Annotated in this window: 18 protein-coding genes; 1 reads left to right on the top strand and 17 read right to left on the bottom strand. The window is 68.0% G+C overall.

All coding sequences use genetic code 11. The features are described from left to right. Window positions 1–47 precede the first annotated feature (47 nt). From AC07F0_RS32120 to AC07F0_RS32150, 7 genes are all read right to left on the bottom strand, one after another. A complete protein-coding gene (locus AC07F0_RS32120) occupies window positions 48–926 on the bottom strand; it encodes an LLM class flavin-dependent oxidoreductase (protein ID WP_478983488.1) in 879 nt (292 codons plus the stop codon). Between the two features lie 81 nt (window positions 927–1007). Next, the gene (locus AC07F0_RS32125; protein WP_478983489.1) at window positions 1008–1649 is read right to left on the bottom strand and encodes a hypothetical protein; all 642 of its coding nucleotides are present in this window, start codon (window positions 1647–1649) and stop codon (window positions 1008–1010) included. Between the two features lies 1 nt (window position 1650). Continuing rightward, window positions 1651–2316, bottom strand: coding sequence for a hypothetical protein (locus tag AC07F0_RS32130; RefSeq protein ID WP_478983490.1), 666 nt, complete (start codon window positions 2314–2316; stop codon window positions 1651–1653). After that, window positions 2313–3689: a zinc ribbon domain-containing protein gene (locus tag AC07F0_RS32135; protein ID WP_478983491.1), complete on the bottom strand. Its 1377-nt coding sequence runs from the start codon at window positions 3687–3689 to the stop codon at window positions 2313–2315. Before AC07F0_RS32135 ends, AC07F0_RS32130 begins: the two co-directional genes overlap by 4 nt. Continuing rightward, window positions 3686–4009, bottom strand: a complete 324-nt coding sequence (locus AC07F0_RS32140; protein WP_478983492.1) for a hypothetical protein — start codon at window positions 4007–4009, stop codon at window positions 3686–3688. The genes AC07F0_RS32135 and AC07F0_RS32140 overlap by 4 nt, the downstream gene beginning before the upstream one ends. A gap of 124 nt (window positions 4010–4133) precedes the next feature. After that, window positions 4134–5150 (bottom strand): hypothetical protein, encoded by a 1017-nt coding sequence (locus AC07F0_RS32145; protein ID WP_478983493.1) that lies wholly within the window; start codon window positions 5148–5150, stop codon window positions 4134–4136. Next, a complete protein-coding gene (locus AC07F0_RS32150) occupies window positions 5150–5809 on the bottom strand; it encodes a hypothetical protein (RefSeq protein ID WP_478983494.1) in 660 nt (219 codons plus the stop codon). Before AC07F0_RS32150 ends, AC07F0_RS32145 begins: the two co-directional genes overlap by 1 nt. A 319-nt stretch (window positions 5810–6128) precedes the next feature. Here AC07F0_RS32150 and AC07F0_RS32155 point away from each other — a divergent pair, with 319 nt between their 5' ends. Then, the gene (locus AC07F0_RS32155) at window positions 6129–6497 is read left to right on the top strand and encodes a DUF192 domain-containing protein (RefSeq protein WP_478983507.1); all 369 of its coding nucleotides are present in this window, start codon (window positions 6129–6131) and stop codon (window positions 6495–6497) included. A gap of 52 nt (window positions 6498–6549) precedes the next feature. Here AC07F0_RS32155 and AC07F0_RS32160 read toward each other — a convergent pair whose 3' ends face one another. The 10 genes from AC07F0_RS32160 to AC07F0_RS32205 form a co-directional block, all read right to left on the bottom strand. Continuing rightward, entirely contained in the window at window positions 6550–7056 is a 507-nt protein-coding gene (locus AC07F0_RS32160) for a hypothetical protein (protein WP_478983495.1), read from the bottom strand. Between the two features lie 27 nt (window positions 7057–7083). Next, window positions 7084–7884 carry a hypothetical protein gene (locus tag AC07F0_RS32165; protein WP_478983496.1) on the bottom strand — a complete coding sequence of 267 codons (801 nt, stop codon included), beginning with the start codon at window positions 7882–7884 and terminating at the stop codon, window positions 7084–7086. Between the two features lie 263 nt (window positions 7885–8147). Further along, the gene (locus AC07F0_RS32170; RefSeq protein WP_478983497.1) at window positions 8148–8507 is read right to left on the bottom strand and encodes a hypothetical protein; all 360 of its coding nucleotides are present in this window, start codon (window positions 8505–8507) and stop codon (window positions 8148–8150) included. A 566-nt stretch (window positions 8508–9073) separates the two neighbouring features. After that, complete coding sequence (locus AC07F0_RS32175; protein WP_478983498.1) at window positions 9074–9322, bottom strand: DUF3592 domain-containing protein; 249 nt, start codon at window positions 9320–9322, stop codon at window positions 9074–9076. Between the two features lie 76 nt (window positions 9323–9398). Next, window positions 9399–9923, bottom strand: coding sequence for a hypothetical protein (locus AC07F0_RS32180; protein ID WP_478983499.1), 525 nt, complete (start codon window positions 9921–9923; stop codon window positions 9399–9401). Between the two features lie 13 nt (window positions 9924–9936). Next, the gene (locus AC07F0_RS32185; protein ID WP_478983508.1) at window positions 9937–10677 is read right to left on the bottom strand and encodes an Imm52 family immunity protein; all 741 of its coding nucleotides are present in this window, start codon (window positions 10675–10677) and stop codon (window positions 9937–9939) included. A 12-nt stretch (window positions 10678–10689) separates the two neighbouring features. Beyond that, window positions 10690–13107 (bottom strand): Tox-REase-5 domain-containing protein, encoded by a 2418-nt coding sequence (locus tag AC07F0_RS32190; protein ID WP_478983500.1) that lies wholly within the window; start codon window positions 13105–13107, stop codon window positions 10690–10692. A 316-nt stretch (window positions 13108–13423) separates the two neighbouring features. Next, window positions 13424–14047: an ATP-binding protein gene (locus AC07F0_RS32195; RefSeq protein ID WP_478983502.1), complete on the bottom strand. Its 624-nt coding sequence runs from the start codon at window positions 14045–14047 to the stop codon at window positions 13424–13426. Between the two features lie 61 nt (window positions 14048–14108). Further along, window positions 14109–14864 (bottom strand): hypothetical protein, encoded by a 756-nt coding sequence (locus AC07F0_RS32200; RefSeq protein ID WP_478983503.1) that lies wholly within the window; start codon window positions 14862–14864, stop codon window positions 14109–14111. Between the two features lie 645 nt (window positions 14865–15509). Then, on the bottom strand, window positions 15510–16334 hold the full coding sequence (locus AC07F0_RS32205) for an HARBI1 family protein (protein ID WP_478983504.1): 825 nt from the start codon (window positions 16332–16334) through the stop codon (window positions 15510–15512). Between the last annotated feature and the right edge of the window lie 232 nt (window positions 16335–16566).

Raw genomic sequence — 16566 nt, forward strand, 5'->3', positions numbered from 1 at the left:
CGCACCAGCAGGGGCCTACCTTCCCCAGGGGCAAACGGACCCCGGGCCTACGGAACGAGCGGCCGTACTTCCTCCGCGGCGAACCGCACGAAACCCTCGGGGTCCGGTTCGTCACCGGTGGGCTGGAGGACCACCGTGTCGGCCCCGGCCTCGACCAGCCGCTCGACGGCCTTGGCCACGGCATCCGCGTCCCCGGCGACACCGAGGTCCGGAACGGATTCGAGCCCTTCGACGGCCAGCTCGGCACGCAGCCGGTCGGCGGCGTCGGCCCCGGTGGCGGTGAGCAGATACACGACGACCGGGTGCGGCCCGGCCCCGCGACCGGCCGTCTCCCGCCCCTCCTCGATGAGCTGCCGCGCCTTGCGCACGCCCTCCGGGTTGGTGGCGGCGGTGAGAATGGTCCCGTCGGCGGCCTCCCCGGTGAGCCGCAGCGAACGCGGCCCCGTGGCCCCGGCGAACACCCCGCCCCCGCCACCCTCCGGAGGCCAGTCGAGGGCGACGTCGTCGAGCCTGACGTACCGCCCGTCGGTGGTCACCCGCTCCCCGCCCAGCAGGGCGCGCAGCGCGACGAGATGCTCCCGCAACAAGGTCACCGGCGACTCGACCCGCGCCCCCACCTGCCCCATCCAGTCCTGCACGCCATGCCCCACACCGACGATGGCCCGCCCCGGAAACATCCGGTGCAGCGAGGCCACCTCCATGGCGGTGATGGCAACGTTCCGCAACGGCACGGGCAGCAGCCCGACACCGATCCGCACACGCTCGGTCCAGGCGAGGGCAGCGGCGGCGGTGGAGATACCGCCCTCTCTGAAACAGTCTTCCCAGAGCCAGAGCTCTTCGAGGCCCGCACGGTCTGCCACTTCGCAGACCGATCGCAGTCGCTCCGGGGCGAGTTGGGGTCGGAAGACGGCGCCGAGTGTGGTCATGGGGCCCTACATACCCGGTGCGGAAGGCGATGAAAAACACCATCTGCATCAACGGTGTAGATGGTCCGGTGGAGGCCGGTGTCAGGTGGAGACGCGGACTCCGGCACGGCGGGCCCGCTCCAGCGCTTCGGGAGAAACGCTCCGCTCCCCGTCGGTACGGGCGTCGGCGAGCTGATACAGCAGGAACAGGCGTGCGGGGCCGGGTACCGCGATGACTCCGGCGAATCGCGGGTCACCCGCGAACCAGATCTCGGCCACCTGAGCGGTCTTCTCCGTTTCATAGCCCCGCCCGAGACGACGACGCCACCATGCGGACCGCGCATGACCGTGAAGGATGATGTGAACACCATCGCCGGGCCGATCCGGGTTTGGGAAGGCCAGCCAGACGTCGCCAAGCTTCGCTCCGGGAATCTGCCCGATCCCGCTCTCCGGAGTCTTGTGCGTCTGCCAGGGATACGCCTTCAGGATGCGGCGTGCCTGCACAGCCGCAGCGATGTACTGACGCTGAAGAAATGATCGATAAAGGGCATACACACCGACTGGCAGCATGACCCACATCGACCATCTCCCCACGAGAATCATGAGAACGAAGGCACCGATGCATACCGCAGGCCAGAGAATCTGGCCGACAACGGCGAAGGTGAACAGCTTCTTCCAAGCACTCTGCGTGGCGGAATCGTCCCAGGCAGAAGTCGAATCTGTGGGGTGTTGCACGGTATCCATTTCACGCCTCGCCATGATCCATCGGCAACGGGTTGTCAAAAGTGACCATGCGGGCCGTTTCCCGAAGTAGGTCCCGATAGTGGCCCGAACGGTGAACGGCAATCGTCGACAGCGTCAGGATGGCCAGTTTGCGGGCATCCGGAAACGGCACATAGACGACAACCTGCAGCAATTCCTGCGCTGCGTCGGCAACCTGAGGGCTGGTACGCATTTCCACGAGCGTCGCAGGGCCGCACGGCAGGTCGAGGGCCTCCACATGACTAGCGTCTCCCACTCCCGCAGCGGCACGAGCAGCCACCACGCCACGCGGGGCCCAGGATGTCTCCTGCCAGCCGAGGGTGAACAGGGACAGCAGGAGACTTCCGTCTCCATCGTCGTCACGATGCATTCCCACAGAGCAATGGATGACACCGCTGTAGGTCAGCACATGAGCCAAGCGTCGGACCGGCGCCAACAGTTCCAGGAGCTGCCGGCTGTTCTCGGGGCCGGTCAGCATCGCGGTAAGCGCCTCGAGTGAGTGCCCCCGACCTTCGGTGCTTGTCGGCGCTTCTTCCGCCGTGACGAGTTCCGTGAGCGGGACCGGCACGAAGCCCGCAGGCAGCACGAACCAGATGTCCGCGTCCGGCATCCTGGCGGACGGGTCGATGGCGAACGTGTCCGAGCTCATGAGGCGGCAGCCACTCCCCTGAACAGATACTTGAGTACCCCGGCGGTTGCCGCCCCGTCGATCACACCAGTCCTCACGCCGTCCAGCGTGCCCGTCACGGTCTTGGCCCCGTCGGAGTCCAGCGTGTCGTAGAGGCTGCCCGCGATCCCGTACGCAGCTGTGCCGGCTCCCAACCACGTCGCCCCAGCCTCCACCTTGGGCAGCACCTGGTCGGTGTGGGCGCCGAAGACGCGCACTCGCTCCAACATGCTCGGCGCGTCGGAGATGGCCACGGCTTCCTCGCGGATCGAAGCACCGACAGTGGCTGCCTTCTGCCCGAAGGTCAGGGCCTCGTCGGCGGTACGAGCCGCGGCACTCAACGCCTCCGGTGCCTTCATCAGCCCCTTGGTCACCGCGCCAAGCCCTGGCACGATTCCCAGCGCGTCGCCAGCGACCGAGATGGCATTGCTCCAGAAGTCCAGGTCGAGTTCGCCGTTCTTGATTCCGTCACTCAGGGAAGCCCACACCTCGTCGTCCTGCAATCGCAAAGTGAGGGCCGTCCCGCTCAGCAGCCCCGCGCCCAGCAAGAGGAGTGGAACCGCGAGCGGGCCTGTGGCGAACAAGGCAATCACCCCAAGAATCGCCGCAATGCCACTGAGGATGTCGGGCAGGTTGTCCCCCACCCAGTCCGTGAACTTGTCCCACGCGCCCGGCTCATGCGGAGCCAGCTTCGTCGTGGCGTCGCCGATCTTCCCGGCGCGGTACCGGGCTTTCTGCTCGTGCTCCTCGGCAAGGCTCTTCGCCTTGCCGAGGATCTTGTCGAGTTCGGCCTGGGCCTCTTCCACCGCGGTGTTCGCATGGGTGAGCGTCTTCTGGGCCTCGTCGTGCCGAGCGCCCTTCTTGTCCAGATCCGGGGCGTTCTCCGCCTTGCTCGCACGGCCCTTCGCGGCATCCAGGACCGCCTGGGCCTCCTTCGCATCATTCTCCAGGCGCCGGGCGCGGCGCTGGAAGTCGTCGAGTTCGCCCTCCCAGCGATCCAGCTGCCGGGCGGCCTTGCGGATCGAGTGCGCGGCGTTCTTGAGGTTCAGGGGCAGCGTCCCGCCGTCCAGCTCCTCCCGGAAGGCGACCGCCGCGTCGCCCTTCCAGTAGCTGCCGTCCATCAACTTGGTGACCAGGCCGTGGCTTTCCTCCAGAACCTTGGCGCAGTTCACCAGCTTCTTGTGCAGCTCGCGGACTGTGTCCGTGCTGCCCGGCGCGGGATTGAAGCCCAGGTGCGGGTAGTCGGGATTCGGAATGCGCCTGCCCGACTGCAGTCCTTGCGGCTTGTCGAGGTCCGTGTTGTACCGCAGATCGGAAGCGGCGCTCGGACGCTCGGAACCAGAGGTGTAGGTCATGCCGAACCCGCCGACCCGCCCTTGCCCTTCCGGGCCTTCTTCAGCGCCTCCTCAAGCGCCTTGTCCACCTCGTTGTAGCTGTCCTTGCTCTTCCCGATGATCTTGGCTAGATCCTCGGTCTGCTCGCCGATCTGCTCGGTGCCGTACTTCCAGTCCTCCTGGAAGCTCTCGCACGCGGCGTCCAGGTCGTCCGTGCCCAGGCCGGTCACCGACGCGTCACTCAACGCCTTGTGCAGCCCTTTCAAGGAACTGCCCGATTTTTTCAGCATTTTCATGAAGTGCGCGAGCTCATCGTCGTCAACGGCCAGCCGCTCCGCCATGCAGCTGCTTCCTCTCCACGTTCCCTGCTGCCACGAGCAAGTGACTCTATCTGTTCCGCTTGTGAAGCGGACCGGGCGGCCACTCGCGTGAGTGGCCGCCCGTCGGTCGGACTCGTGGCTGAGGTCAGCGGTTGACGGCCTGGACCTCCTGTACGACCACGTCCTGCGTGGCGCCGAAGGCGCCGTCGGGCAGGTCGCCGCCCGCTCCGCCAGTGCCGGTCCACCGAATCTCCCAGGTGACAGTGGCCTGGAGCGGGTAGGTGCCGTCGCCCGAGGAGCGCAGGTATTTCACTCCGCAGGGCGGGGTCTGGTCAGCCTTGCCCTTGGCGTAGGGCTCGCCGATGTGGCCGTTGTCGATGTCGCAGACGCCGGAGGCCGGGTAGGTCACGGCGTCCTTGGTGCCCGGTTCGATCCTCAGCGACACCGGTTCCGCCGTCGCGGTCGCCTGGATGCCTAGCACCGGTACGGAGGCGGTCACGGAGACCGGCTGGAACTCGGCGCCGTCCAGCCAGGCCCAGGTCGGCAGGTTGACCTTGGTCGCCTGAGCGGGGGCCAGGGTCACCTTGGTGCTGGGGACGCGGATCTCCGCGTAGGCGAGTTCGGCGAGGATCTTCGGGGTGACGGCATTCTTGATGTTCGCGGGCGGGGGGTCTCCCTGGTCCACCCAGAAGATGGGTTCGTCGCAGGAGTCCCAGCCCGGGGGGAAGTCCTTGTTGACGAAGGAGTCCCAGAAGTAGCCCTTGCCGGTCTTGTCCTTGTTGAAGTCCTTGTAGGGATGGCCTTTGACGTAGCGGTCACGCTGCTTGGCGTCCCACTCGTAGCCGGTCGAACCGGCCTCCCAGGTCGGCTCCAGGTACTTCTGCAGCTGTTCCGGGGTGTACTTCGGTGCGTACCAGCACGGCGGCGGGGTCCAGGACGTGGACGACGTCAGCGCGCCCGCGGAGTTACCGCTCCCGTTCTTCGAGCGGTCGAAGACGACGCCGCCCGCAGTGACGGAAAGGGTGCCGTCCTTGCTGGCGTTGGCGCCCTGGTTCGATTGACCATCCGTGCCGCCGAAGCCCTTTTCCGCATAGGCGGGGCTGGTCGCAGCCAGCACGAGGGCCGTAAGACCCGAGACGAAAAGGAGACGATGGGTTCTCATCAAGGCCGGCACTTCGCGCTCCCCCGCTCCGAGATCAGTCGCTCGGTGACCCAGACGCCCTTGTCGTTCTTGCGCAGGGTGCCGGCGTAAACGACGTAACTGTCCTTCGTCACCGGCGTGACGTCGGTCTTACCGGTCTTCAGGAACTTGTTGAACGCCTTGCTCTGGTCCTCGCAGTAAACGAGTGCGGCGGTTCCGTCACCCTTGAGGTCAACGCGCTCGTTGTAGTACCGGGTCAGGCCGGTCGTGCGTGCCTTGTGGTCCACGAACTCCTGGATGTACTCCTGGCTTCCGGCGGCGGCCGTGCCCTCCGAGTAGAAGCGATAGGCCTTGTCCAGTGGGTCCTGTTTGGCGATCGCCATGTCCACGGCCTTGATGCGCTGCTTGGCATCGTTGAGCACGGCGTCCTTCTGCGGATCGCCGGTCTTCTTCCACTCGAACTTGTATGTGACGTCGGACGGCAGCTCGATCCTCGGCCGGCCCGCTGCGGCCGGGGCCGACGTGCTCGGGGAGGCCGACTTCTCGGCGCCCGTGTCAGCTCCCGCGATCTTGTCGTTGTCCTTGCCCTTGGAGCTGTCATCGCTCCCGCACGCGGACAGCGTCAGGGCCGCAGCGGCGGTCAGCGTGAGCGCTGCGAGGAGGGTGGGGCGGCGGTTCACGGTCGGCTCCCGTTAAGAGGCGAGGCTTCTCTTGAGCGAACCAAAGCTATACAGCGGTGTGGAGCCGCACCAGAGTGAAGGTTGTCAACTCGCGGGGGTGTATGGGGAGGAATCGGCGAATCGTCGACCAGTTCAAGCCGTAACGGTTGCATAACGCGCCAATCCGTCCGTCAGGCGTGACGGCATGCCGGGCGTTTCACTCACGAACCAGCAAAGGGCATGGGTCCGTGGGCCCATGTGAGGACTACGCCTCTACGGATACGTTCGGGTTCGTACAGCCGTTGGCATGTGGCAGGTGGCGCGGTCGGAGGTGGCCCGGATGGGGCGGCGTTGGCGGGACGGGCGTGGGGAGCTGGTCGTGCATGGGGGTGGTGAAGGGCCGTCTGTCGCAGTGCCTTTGGAGATCGCCACCTCCTGTCGCGCCCGGACGAAGGGGCTGTTGGGGCGGGAGTCCGTCGACGGGGCGATCCTGCTCTCCCCCGCCAACAGCGTGCACACCTTTCGTATGCGGATGCCGATCGATGTCGCCTATCTCGATCGGCACCTTCGGGTCATCGCCGTACGGACCATGCGGCCGGGACGGTTGGGGATGCCGCGGCTCCGTGCCCGGCATGTGGTGGAGGCGGAGGCAGGGGTGATGGCGGGGTGGGGGGTACGGGAGGGTGCGCTGGTCGAGGTCATCACGTAGCAGACGGCCGGCCGATGCGGATCTGAGGCCATGACGAGGCTCGACGGCGTCACTACCTGACGCCCCTTCTGCGGGCGATCTCCGGCAGGTCACTGACACGGACGCGCGGGAGTTGGGCGACCGCGGACTCGACCGCGTCGATCGTGTACACGGGAGGTTCGTCGTCCGACGCATACAGCCGGGCGCGGACGGTCTCTCCTGACGAGGTCGCCAGCCAGTAAGCCGACGGAAGGTCCTCCTCGGCCGGATGGAGAACGGGAACGCCCAACGCCATGGCCAGGCGCCGAGCGAGTTCCGGCTCAGCCGGTGTCTCGTTGACCAGGGCGTCGTCCACGTAGATGTCGAGTTCCAACGACAGGTCGCCGCGCAGCCTGAGATAGCCGCACAGGACAGGTGCGGCCCAGCCGCGTCGGCTCTGGTCGCCGTCCCGGTCGGCCACGTCGACGTCGGCCCGTTCTGTCTTCACTGCCCCCGCGAGGGCCTCGGCGAGCGACATGGGCGAAACCGGCGGCCCGACCAAGAAGACGTCATAGATCATCAGCGGGTCCCGTCCCTTCACCGGTGCAGAGCGTGGGTCAGGACGTGGTCACCCTCCGGTTCGCGCCACCGCGCCACCTGCGGGTCCCACATCTTCTCGGCATTCGGTTCCGACTCCGCGCCGGCTCAGGAAGCGGAAGCGGCGAGGCGTCGACTCGTCGGAGACCGGCGCGGCGATCACGCCGATGGAGCGAGGGTCTCCCGCGAGCCACACCACGCCGATCTGGGCCTTCAGTTCAGGCTTCGCGCGAGGGGCCATCCGGCGGTTCCACCAGCCCACTCCCCAGTGCCGGGGAAACACCATGGGCATCAGCTCCTCCGGGCGGGCCGGATTCGGGAACTCGAACCACCCGTTCTGTCTTCCGACGACATCGGGCCGGTCAGCAAGCCCGTGTGGGGCGTCGCTGTACAGACGCCACGGGTATTCCCGCAGGACGCGTCTCATCCGAAAGACGGCAGGAAGGACGAAGAGCTGGAGGAACGCGCGGTAGAAGCTGTACAGCAAGAACGGCACGAAGAAGATCGTGTACCCGGGAGAGAGGAAGACCACCAGGATCGCCAGCAGGGCAGCCCACAGGGCGATCCAGCCGAGGAGAGCGAGCGCATTCACAGCCAACTGTTTCGCCCAAGCGCGCCGGGTCGGCGGGTGCTCCCAAGCAACGGAAACGTCCGTGGGGTTCATATGGGCTCTCTTACCCTCCGGGTCAGAACGCCATCCAGGGGTGCTCCGTGCGCCGTCAATGCCGGTACCGGTGTCCTTCGCTCCGTCATTCTCGAGTGTGTCGATCGCGCTGGACGCCAGACCGTACCCGGCGGTCAGGACGCCGAGGGAAGCCGAGCTGATCTCCACGATCTCTCCGGCACGGGCGGAGTCGCGAGCCCCGCGCACCACCAGGTTCAGGGCCGGGTTACCGAGGTCGGAGATGGCCTCGGCTTCACCGATGGTCTTGCTGCCCAGCGTTGTCAGCCCTTATTGCCTCTGAAGAGCGTTACCGATCACCGTACATCCATCTGCTCGTAGCCGTAGGCTGCGGCGACGTCGTAGCCGAAGAGGGCCCGGTCATGGCGCTGTCTGCTCTCCTGCAGGGCCGACCACTCCAGGAAGCCGCCCGCTCACCGGTCCGACACGAGCTGGAGGACGGCCGTCCCGTCCTCCCCGGTCGCTGCCTGGATCACCACTGCGTCCGGCTGGGGACTCGGCCGCCCGGCGGCTCCGAGGCCGCCGCACGAGTTTCCGCTGCCGTTGCTGCGGAGGACGGTGATGCAGCCCTGCCCCGGTCCGCTCGCGCTGCCCTTGGACTGGCCGTTGCCCGACTTCACCGTGTAGGCGATGGTGTCGGGACCTACCTCGGTGACGGTCAGAGTGGCCGGGCCGCGCGGGCCCTTGAAGGGGATTTTCACCGGCTCGGAGACCACGATCTCGCAGTTGCCGTCCGAGCAGGCGGTGATGTCACGACCGTCCGCGGCCGACACCGAGGGCTTGGGTCCCTCAGGGGAGTCGGCCTCTGACGGCCGCTCACTGGGTCGGGGCGAAGCCTTCGCGGGCTCGTCCGAGTCACTGCCGCAGCCGGCCGCCGCCGTCAGGGCGATCAGTACGGCGATTGTGACTCCGGTTCTGCGCGGTCCGCGTGCTTTCGTCGCCTCCATGGTGTTCCCCCGTGTGCTGTGTTCCGGCGTGCGTGCCTCGGTTCCGGTGTTCGGCAGGGAATACTCCAAGTACTCCCCATGCCCTCGCGTCGCTGTCGTCACACGCCGGCGCTCGCGGCTACCTCGTCGAGGAGGCGTTGATAGTCCTCCCGTGACCGGGACGGAGACATCCTCCTCATGCCCACGGCCCTTCCCGGGGAGCTTGATGGCGCCCCCAACTGCGGGATCCGCGGCGGATTCCAGGTCCTTGCGCAGTGGCGAGCCCCTTCCGTGGCGTGCCAGGCGCTGGCGATTGTGTCCGTTCCGGCCATGCCGGCAAGCAGGCCGCCGTAACGTACCGCGCACCACCGTCTGCCGTCCCGGGGCCGACCACAGTCGGCAGGGGTGGGACGTCAGATGAAGGCCCAATGGCTCGCCAGAGTTCGCAGGGCCACGTAGGACATCAGGCCGAGCGGCAGGCCGATCAAGTGCCTGACGTACACCGGTCCCCAGGTGTCGGGGCCTGCGATGGTGGCCCGCTTGCGCGGACGTGCCGGGTCATGGCAGACACGGACCGCCGCTCCCTGCTCGTAGCCGAAGGCGCCCGGCCGGTCCCTGAAGTCGACGGTCTCGCCGTCCGGAGTGCGGAAGCATCGGGACACTCGCCCTCATGGGGCCGGGGGCCCATACAGGGACCCAGATCCCGAACAGGGGTTCAGGCAGTCGCGCTCCGCGCGCCTATGCGGGAAATCCCTCCGCGGAAGCGGTCACCCCGGCGAACAGCACGACCGGCTCTTCCAAGTGCGACTGCCCGACTCCGAGTGCGATACGGCGGTCGCCGACCTTCCAGATCTTCAGGTCACAGGTGAGCCCGTTCCTGTTGATCTCCGAGAGGAGCTCGGAGGCGGACTCCCCACCCCCGCCCCCTGCTCGGTCGCCGTATTCGTCCGCGTTCAGCGTGCTGTGCGGTCCCCACAGCGCGTCCAGCCTGTTGACGACTCCCCAGAGCTCGGCTCCGAACTCGCGATGTGTGGCCTCGATCAGCTCATGAGCGTTCTCGACCAGCCCGTCGGGGTCGTCCTCGTCGTAGAACTCCTTGCTGACCCGGAGAGCGACGATGGCGTAATTCTCACCGCCGAAGGAGAATGCCGGGTCGGCGCAGCCCGGCCACGGCAGACCGTATCGGCCGGATGCGAGTGACTCGATGGCCGCGACGTGCGTGTCGACCACTGTCTTGAAGCTGGGCGGCTCCTCAACGGACACCGTGCTCCCTCTCCTACCGCTTGGCCCGGTCGTACGGTTCAGGGAGCCGCGCCAAGGCGCCTGTCGCTCGCAAAGACCGGTTGACATCAAGGATCGCTTCGATGTCCGGCCGCTCTGTGCCGCCGCCGGTGAGGTCGATCAGCAGTCCGTCGTGGCTGGTATGGATCCGTGCAGGTTTCCCCGGGAGATCCTCAGGGACCAGTTCGGCACGCCTGGCGGAGAGGTAGACGGCACGACCGCAGCGGGGCTCCGGCGTCTCCAGGTCAAACTCCTCTTCGACGGCTGCGTACTCACCACGGTTGTAGGCCTGGCCCCAGTCGACATCCCAGGAGTCCGCGAGGGCCCGGAGGATCTCCACAGAACGGCGCGCCACCGGTGCCGACTCGTCCAGCTCACGCGAACGCATTCGCACCGAGCAGGAACTGGCAACATGTGGCGAGGATCCCCCGGCGCTCACGCTCACGACCAGTTCCGGCATTCCTGATCCGGCCGTCCACAGCGATGCGGTGTAAGCCGTCCGGGCGACCTCGGATTCAGGGTTCTCCCTCAGGAGATAGTCGGCCAAAGACGCGGCAGAAGGTGACAGCAGGGGAGCCGTCCTGTCGTCGTCCGTGGCTTCGCGCCAGCCCTCGAAGGAAGGCCCGACGATGCCCTCCAGGGCGTTCAGGAAGGCGAGCCACCGCTCAGCGAGTTGCTGCGCCCCTTCCACTCGCAGGCCCCAAGCGCCATTGACGACCAGCCTGAGCACCGTCATCACCTTCCCACGTCATTCCTTGACCGGCGTGTGCACGACCTTAACCTTGACGCCCCTGTCCGCGAACATCTCCTGGGCCGCCCGCGCCACGTCCGGGTCGGCGAAATGCCACACGACGGGCTTTCCTCTCGCGGCGTCGAGCTGCCGCTCCGCCTGCTTCACCCACCTGTTCTCGGCCGCTTTGGTGAGTTCGCCGGTCTCCTTGTCATAGAACTTGTCCCCCTTGTAACCCCACTTCGTCTCGATGTACGTACCGGTCTTCGAGTCCCAGCCATCGAAATCCACCGGCTTGCCGTCGAGTTGGTCGAGCGGCACCTGATACTCCTTGCCGCGCTTCACCCCGGAAACCTGTTCCTGATAGCGAGCCCCCATCTCCTGGGGATAGGAGTATGTGTCGGCCTTCTTGGACTTCCACAGCCCGTCGCCGCCATCCTTCGTCCCGGCACGCGGATTCTTCAGATCCTTGTACCAGGACGGCTTCGGCATCTTCGCCAGCCGCTTCCGCTCGGCCTCCCGCTTGGCCGCCTTCTCGGCCTTGTCGGCCTCTTCGGCCGCCTTGCGGGCCTCCTCCGCCTGTTCCTTGGCCTCCTCGTCGCAACCGTCCTGGGCGAGGATGACGTACGGGAAGTCGGCGGCGCCGGCGGCGGCGAGGACCGTGGTGCCTGTGCCGGGCGAGCCGGTGAGGAGGCCGGGGGCGCTTCCGTGCGGGGAGTCGCCGTACGGGATCCTGCGAGCCGGCGCCGAGATCGTGCAGCCGGACTGGCGGGCCTCCTTCTCGGCCGCGTCCGCCGCCTCGTCAGCCTCCTTCGCCGCCTTCTCGGCGGCGTCGACGTCGCCGGCCTTGGCTGCCTTCTTGGCATCCTCCGCCGCCTTCGCGGCGTTCTCGGCGTGCTTGCCAAGTTTGCCCAGCTTGCCGAGCTTGCCGAGTTTCTGAACGATCTTGGCTTCGCCGTAGCCGGGGATGAAGAGCGAGCCGACGTTCCAGACGACGTTGGTGGCCGCGCGGGTCTTCTGGCCGTTGTTCCACTGGTCACGGACCTCGTCGCCCACGAACGTGTCGTCCAGGACCTTGATGCCCGTGTTCCACGACGCGCCGCCCCAGTCGGTGAGCGCGTCGAGGTAGTCGCCGTTCTCCCACTTCTCGCCTGCGTCCTTGGCGTCCTCGGACCACTGGTCGCCCAGCGAACTGCCGTAGTCCTTCAGGCCTTCCCACGTCTCGCCCGGGTTGGTGACCGTGTCCCAGATTCCCGTGACGTCACCCCAGATGCCGTCGACGAACAGGCCCTGCCCCACCTGCTTGAACTGGTCCCCCACGCAGCCGAGGAAGGCCCCGACGCCAGAGGTGCAGCCCTCGTCACCGCCTTCCTCACCACTGTCCTCGGCGGCCTGCACGTCCTCTGCCGCGTCGTTCTTTTCCTCGACGGTCTCCTCGGTGGACGGAGCACCCGTATCCTCCGAAGCGCCGCCGGATCCGCCCTTGGCGCCCTGCGAGGCGGAGCCGTTCCCTCCGTTCTGCCCACCCGAGTCGGATCCGCCGCCGTCCTGGCCTCCGGAGTCGGCTCCGCCGGGTCCGGTCCCGTCGGCGCCGCCATTTCCGGTACCGCCGTTGCCAGTGCCGCCCTTGCCAGTGCCGCCGTCAGTGGCTGCGCCGCCCTCGGCACCCTGGCCGCCGTTGCCCTGACCGCCCTGGCCCTGGCCGGCCGCCCCGCCACCGTCGCCCCCCTCACCGTCGGTCCCGTCCGGGCCGTCCCCGGCCTGAACCTCCTCCCCGCCGTTTCCTGCCTCCGCAGGGCACGCCGTGCCGGTGACCTTGCACACCGCCGACTGAATGCCGGTGAAGATCTGCGTCCCCAGACCGCTGACCAGCAGCGCGACGATGATCGCCGCGACCACGGCCACCAGCCCCGCGTACTCCACCGCCGTCTGACCATCGTCCCGGCGCCAGCGGATCATCCGCGCCAACGAGAACGGACGACGATCCGCTCGCTCCACCTCCGGCAGCCGGAACCACTCCCGGCTCTCCCGGCACGTCAGGAACACGACGATCAGGATCGGCAAGAAGAGCTGGGTGAAGCCCCGCCCCGAGCCATCTCCGACGTTGCCCAGTGCGGCGATGATCAGCCATGCCTGCAGGGCGAGCAGGCCCCGCCATACCCACATGCCGCCCGTCCACGACCGGCGCGCGAGCACCCACCCGATCGTGCCGGGCGCCGCCGCGAACGCCACCTGGCCCAGCAGCCAGCCGTCCACGGCGTCCAGCGACGCCGCCGTCAGCAGCAGACCGATCCCGCCGAGCACCGTGAACGCGAACAGCGTGTGGACGAGCACCAGCGCAACCGACAGCGGCCTGGGCAGCTCCTGCCGCCGCCCACTCCCCGTCGACGACCATCCGCCGCCCCCGGACACCGGGACGCCCCCGAACGCAGACATGCCACTCCTCAACTCGCCGAGCAGGAGGACGAGTCAGGGAGAGTGAGAGCCCCAAGGATGCGGTCATCCCAGGACGCGGCGCCGAGACGGCAGCGGCTCCAGCGGCTGCAGCGGCTTGCGCGTGACGTCGTGGCGACGTTCGCCCTGGGTCCGCGCACAGGTCATGCAGTCAGGCTCCGTGGGCCCATGAACGCGGACCGTCGGCGCGCCCAGCTGTTCCGGACGCCCCCGCTCCCCCCTCTTCGAACCAAGGCCAGAGGGTAACGATCGGTCAGCTCCGGCCACATGGGCCCACGGGCCCAACGCGAGGCCCAATTCACACGAGGTACAGCGCCCTTGGCAGTCGGCACTTCCCGGTAGCGACAGAGCGGCGAGTCGGGCGGGCCGGCCTGCGGCTCACGCCGTCGACCGGCCCCGGCCCTCGACCTGGGAGGGCTCCCCCGCAAGCGCCTGCGTGATAAGACCTCGCGCCCTCCCTCGGCAACACCGCCCACATCCGCGTGCCGCCACCCGGCTCGCGGGCGTCTCCCAAGCCCCAGTCGCCGTGGCAGGACTTGACTACGCAGGACAGCAGCCGCAGGGCCGCGCGACGACGGGACTCGCAGACCGCGGCCAGACGCGGGTGGGTGTGGCGGGGGTGACCGTCGTAGAGCACGACACGCAGGGCGCCGTCCCGGTAGCGGAGCGATACGTAGACCTCGGCGGTCGAGGTGAAGCGGCAGGCACAGGCCGCCAGTTCACTCACCACCTGCACCGCCGCGTCCGTCACGTCGTCGAGGGCGTGCGCGCGCAGGATCGTGCGGGTCGCCGCGCGTGCGATCGCCGGGCTCCGCGGACCTGCGGGGAGCGTGAGGCTGTAGGTGAGAGCGTCGGCGGTGGGCGGGGTGACGGGTACGTCCGTGGCGGGCGGGGGCGGGCAGGCCGTGAAGGGCGCGGTCATGGCAGCAACTCCCGAGGGCCTGCCTGGCCTGCCCGGCCCCCGGGACGCCATTGCCGCAACTTCAGGAACCGCCGCGCTCCGCCGCCTCGGACAGCAGGAGGGTCGCCTCGGTCACGGCGACGTTGCGGTCGATGTAGCGCATGGCGAGGTCCAGGGCCCAAGGGTCGAAGCAATCCTTGCGCAAGAGCCAGTCGAACGTTCCCCGTGCCAGATGTGCGGCGATGCGGGTGGCCCAGCGGTCGGCGAAAACCTCCGGGGTCGTGGCCTCCACGTCGATGCCCAGTCGCCGGCACTCGTGCCAGGCCCAGTTCAGACGCTCCCTCGTGACCAAGCGTGCGTCGGGCATCAGGGGGTCGAGGACCATGTGGACCTCCGCCCAAGCGGGCCTGTCCTCTGCATCCTCCACCCACTCCCCCTCCCATTCGGGGGGTTCCTGCGACGTCAGCCGTCTGTCGGGCACGAGGGCTTCGAGGACGGCCCGGGCCTGGGCCAAGCGTTCCGGCTTCGGCTCGTTCTCGATCTCCCAGCCGCCGGCCCAGCTGGACGTCAGATCACGTACTATCTTGGGCAGGAGCAGCTCCGCGCCGTCGGTGGGACGAGCCGCCCGTGCCTCGTATTCCGGTCTCCTCAGCTTCGCGAGCCACTCGCGGGCCTCCTGCCGGTGGCCTTCGTCCACGGACTCGTCCTTCACGAGGCGCGCCAGCGTCTGCTCGCCGTGCGGGAGGCCGAGTTCGCGGAGCAGCCAGATGCTGTCGTAGCCACCCAGACCGGCGTGTACGCCCAGTTCGGCAAGCGCGGCGGCCCGGGCGGCATCCAAGGGCTCACCTCGATGCACGGCTTCCCGTAGCGACCACAGCAATCCTTGGACCCTGTTCGAAGCCTCCCAACGTTCCCGCCGGGCTCCAGCTCGTCCGGCCAACCACTCGTTCCAGGCGGAGCAGCGGCGATCGCCGCCTCCAACTCTCCCAGGAGCGCAGCCGCACGGTCCTCCTGGGCCTCAGCGTGATCCTCGTCGTACGTCATGAGACCCCTAGGTACTCCAGAGCAGGGCAACCGGATCAGCTGAGTCGCTCGCCGGAAAAGTACGACGCCGGACTCCCCCCGGGGACGCAGAAGCGGCACTCCGTGTGCCGTACGGCGGCACCGTGGTGACCCGGCTGCCGGAGCAAGAACTTCCTGGCGGCGGGTCGAGGAACACCCCCTGAGCGGCTTCCGCGTTGTCCCAACTCGCCGCGCTGTCCGGCTTCACCGACAGACGCCCCGAAGCCGCCCTAGCCTCCGAACTCCCCAGCGTGCCCAGCAGGTCGACGGCTGAGTCGGCGCCGATCTCCTCGATCAGGTGACGTTCGGCCGACTCCACCGTCCAGCCGGCGAAACGGCCGGGGTCGGGGTCAATAGCCAGCCGATAGCGCACTCAGTGAACCCTTCTCGGTAACGTCTCGTGACGGTGCGTGATTTTCGTTCAGGTGGTGCGGCCGTGCTCCAGATGGAGCAGGACGAGGGCGGCTCGGGCGATCCGGGTGATGCCTCTGGGGTCGAGGCTGACCCGGCGCAGGGCCTTGAAGGTGACCTTGAGCAGGGCGTTGGCCCCCTCGGCGACCGCATGGACGCCTCGGATGACCGAGTTGAACGTCTGCTGTGCGTCGTCGAGTTCGCCTCCCTTGGGCTTCTTGACCGGGTGACGGAAGCCGTCGTCGGCGTTCTCGTAGCCGAGGTCGGTCAGGGTGAGAATGTCCAGGGTGGAGGCGAGCCGGTTGAGGGCGTCGACCAAGCCGTGGGTGCGGGCGCAGGTGGTGTCGTGCTCGCGGCCGGGGCGGACCGGGGAGACCCAGATCGGCCAGCCGTCGGGGGCGGAGATGACTTGGACGTTGCCGCCGTGGTGCTTGTGCTTCCCGGACCACCACAGGTCGGCGCCGTTGGGGCCGGGGGCAGCGACGCGGTCGGTACGGATGACGGTGCCGTCCAGGTTGAGATGGGTGTGGCCGGCGGCCGCCGCCCGTTCCAGCGCGGTGGACAGATCCAGGGCGTGGTCGGCGAGCACGGTCAGCCCCTCGTGCAAGTAGCGGTATGCGGTGGGTACCGAAACCCTGTTGTCCCGGGCGAGTTGGGCCAGCCGAGTCCCGTCGACGAACCACCGCAGCACCAGGACACCCTGCTTGAAGACGCCCAGAGCGCGGGTCCCCTTGCGGGTGCCGAGCCGTTCGCGGTGCTCGCGCAAGAGCCGGGCGAGAGCCTCGGCGGTCTCCCTGCCGACGTCGAGTGTTGCGGTGCAGGTGATACTGGTCAACGCGTGAAGCCTCTGGATTCCGGGACGTGATCTTCGCAGACCTGTTCCTACCAGGGGCTTCTCGCGTATCTGATGCCGGATCAAGCCCGCCTGACAGCCCTGGTCATTCAGGAAGATCGCGGATCTGCCGGACGGGAGGCCCAGCCAATACTCTGAGCCCCGTCCGCACTATCTGGGAGAGTCATGACAAGTAGGTTCACCGAGTTGGCCGTTGACTGCCACGATCCGGAGA

The organism is Streptomyces sp. NPDC045955 (assembly GCF_056430805.1).

Bases quoted from the DNA above. Each gene is read 5' to 3' on its own strand.
- AC07F0_RS32120 (WP_478983488.1), bottom strand. From the start codon at position 926: ATGACCACACTCGGCGCCGTCTTCCGACCCCAACTCGCCCCGGAGCGA.
- AC07F0_RS32125 (WP_478983489.1), bottom strand. From the start codon at position 1,649: ATGGATACCGTGCAACACCCCACAGATTCGACTTCTGCCTGGGACGAT.
- AC07F0_RS32130 (WP_478983490.1), bottom strand. From the start codon at position 2,316: ATGAGCTCGGACACGTTCGCCATCGACCCGTCCGCCAGGATGCCGGAC.
- AC07F0_RS32135 (WP_478983491.1), bottom strand. From the start codon at position 3,689: ATGACCTACACCTCTGGTTCCGAGCGTCCGAGCGCCGCTTCCGATCTG.
- AC07F0_RS32140 (WP_478983492.1), bottom strand. From the start codon at position 4,009: ATGGCGGAGCGGCTGGCCGTTGACGACGATGAGCTCGCGCACTTCATG.
- AC07F0_RS32145 (WP_478983493.1), bottom strand. From the start codon at position 5,150: ATGAGAACCCATCGTCTCCTTTTCGTCTCGGGTCTTACGGCCCTCGTG.
- AC07F0_RS32155 (WP_478983507.1), top strand. From the start codon at position 6,129: ATGGGGCGGCGTTGGCGGGACGGGCGTGGGGAGCTGGTCGTGCATGGG.
- AC07F0_RS32185 (WP_478983508.1), bottom strand. From the start codon at position 10,677: ATGACGGTGCTCAGGCTGGTCGTCAATGGCGCTTGGGGCCTGCGAGTG.
- AC07F0_RS32190 (WP_478983500.1), bottom strand. From the start codon at position 13,107: ATGTCTGCGTTCGGGGGCGTCCCGGTGTCCGGGGGCGGCGGATGGTCG.
- AC07F0_RS32195 (WP_478983502.1), bottom strand. From the start codon at position 14,047: ATGACCGCGCCCTTCACGGCCTGCCCGCCCCCGCCCGCCACGGACGTA.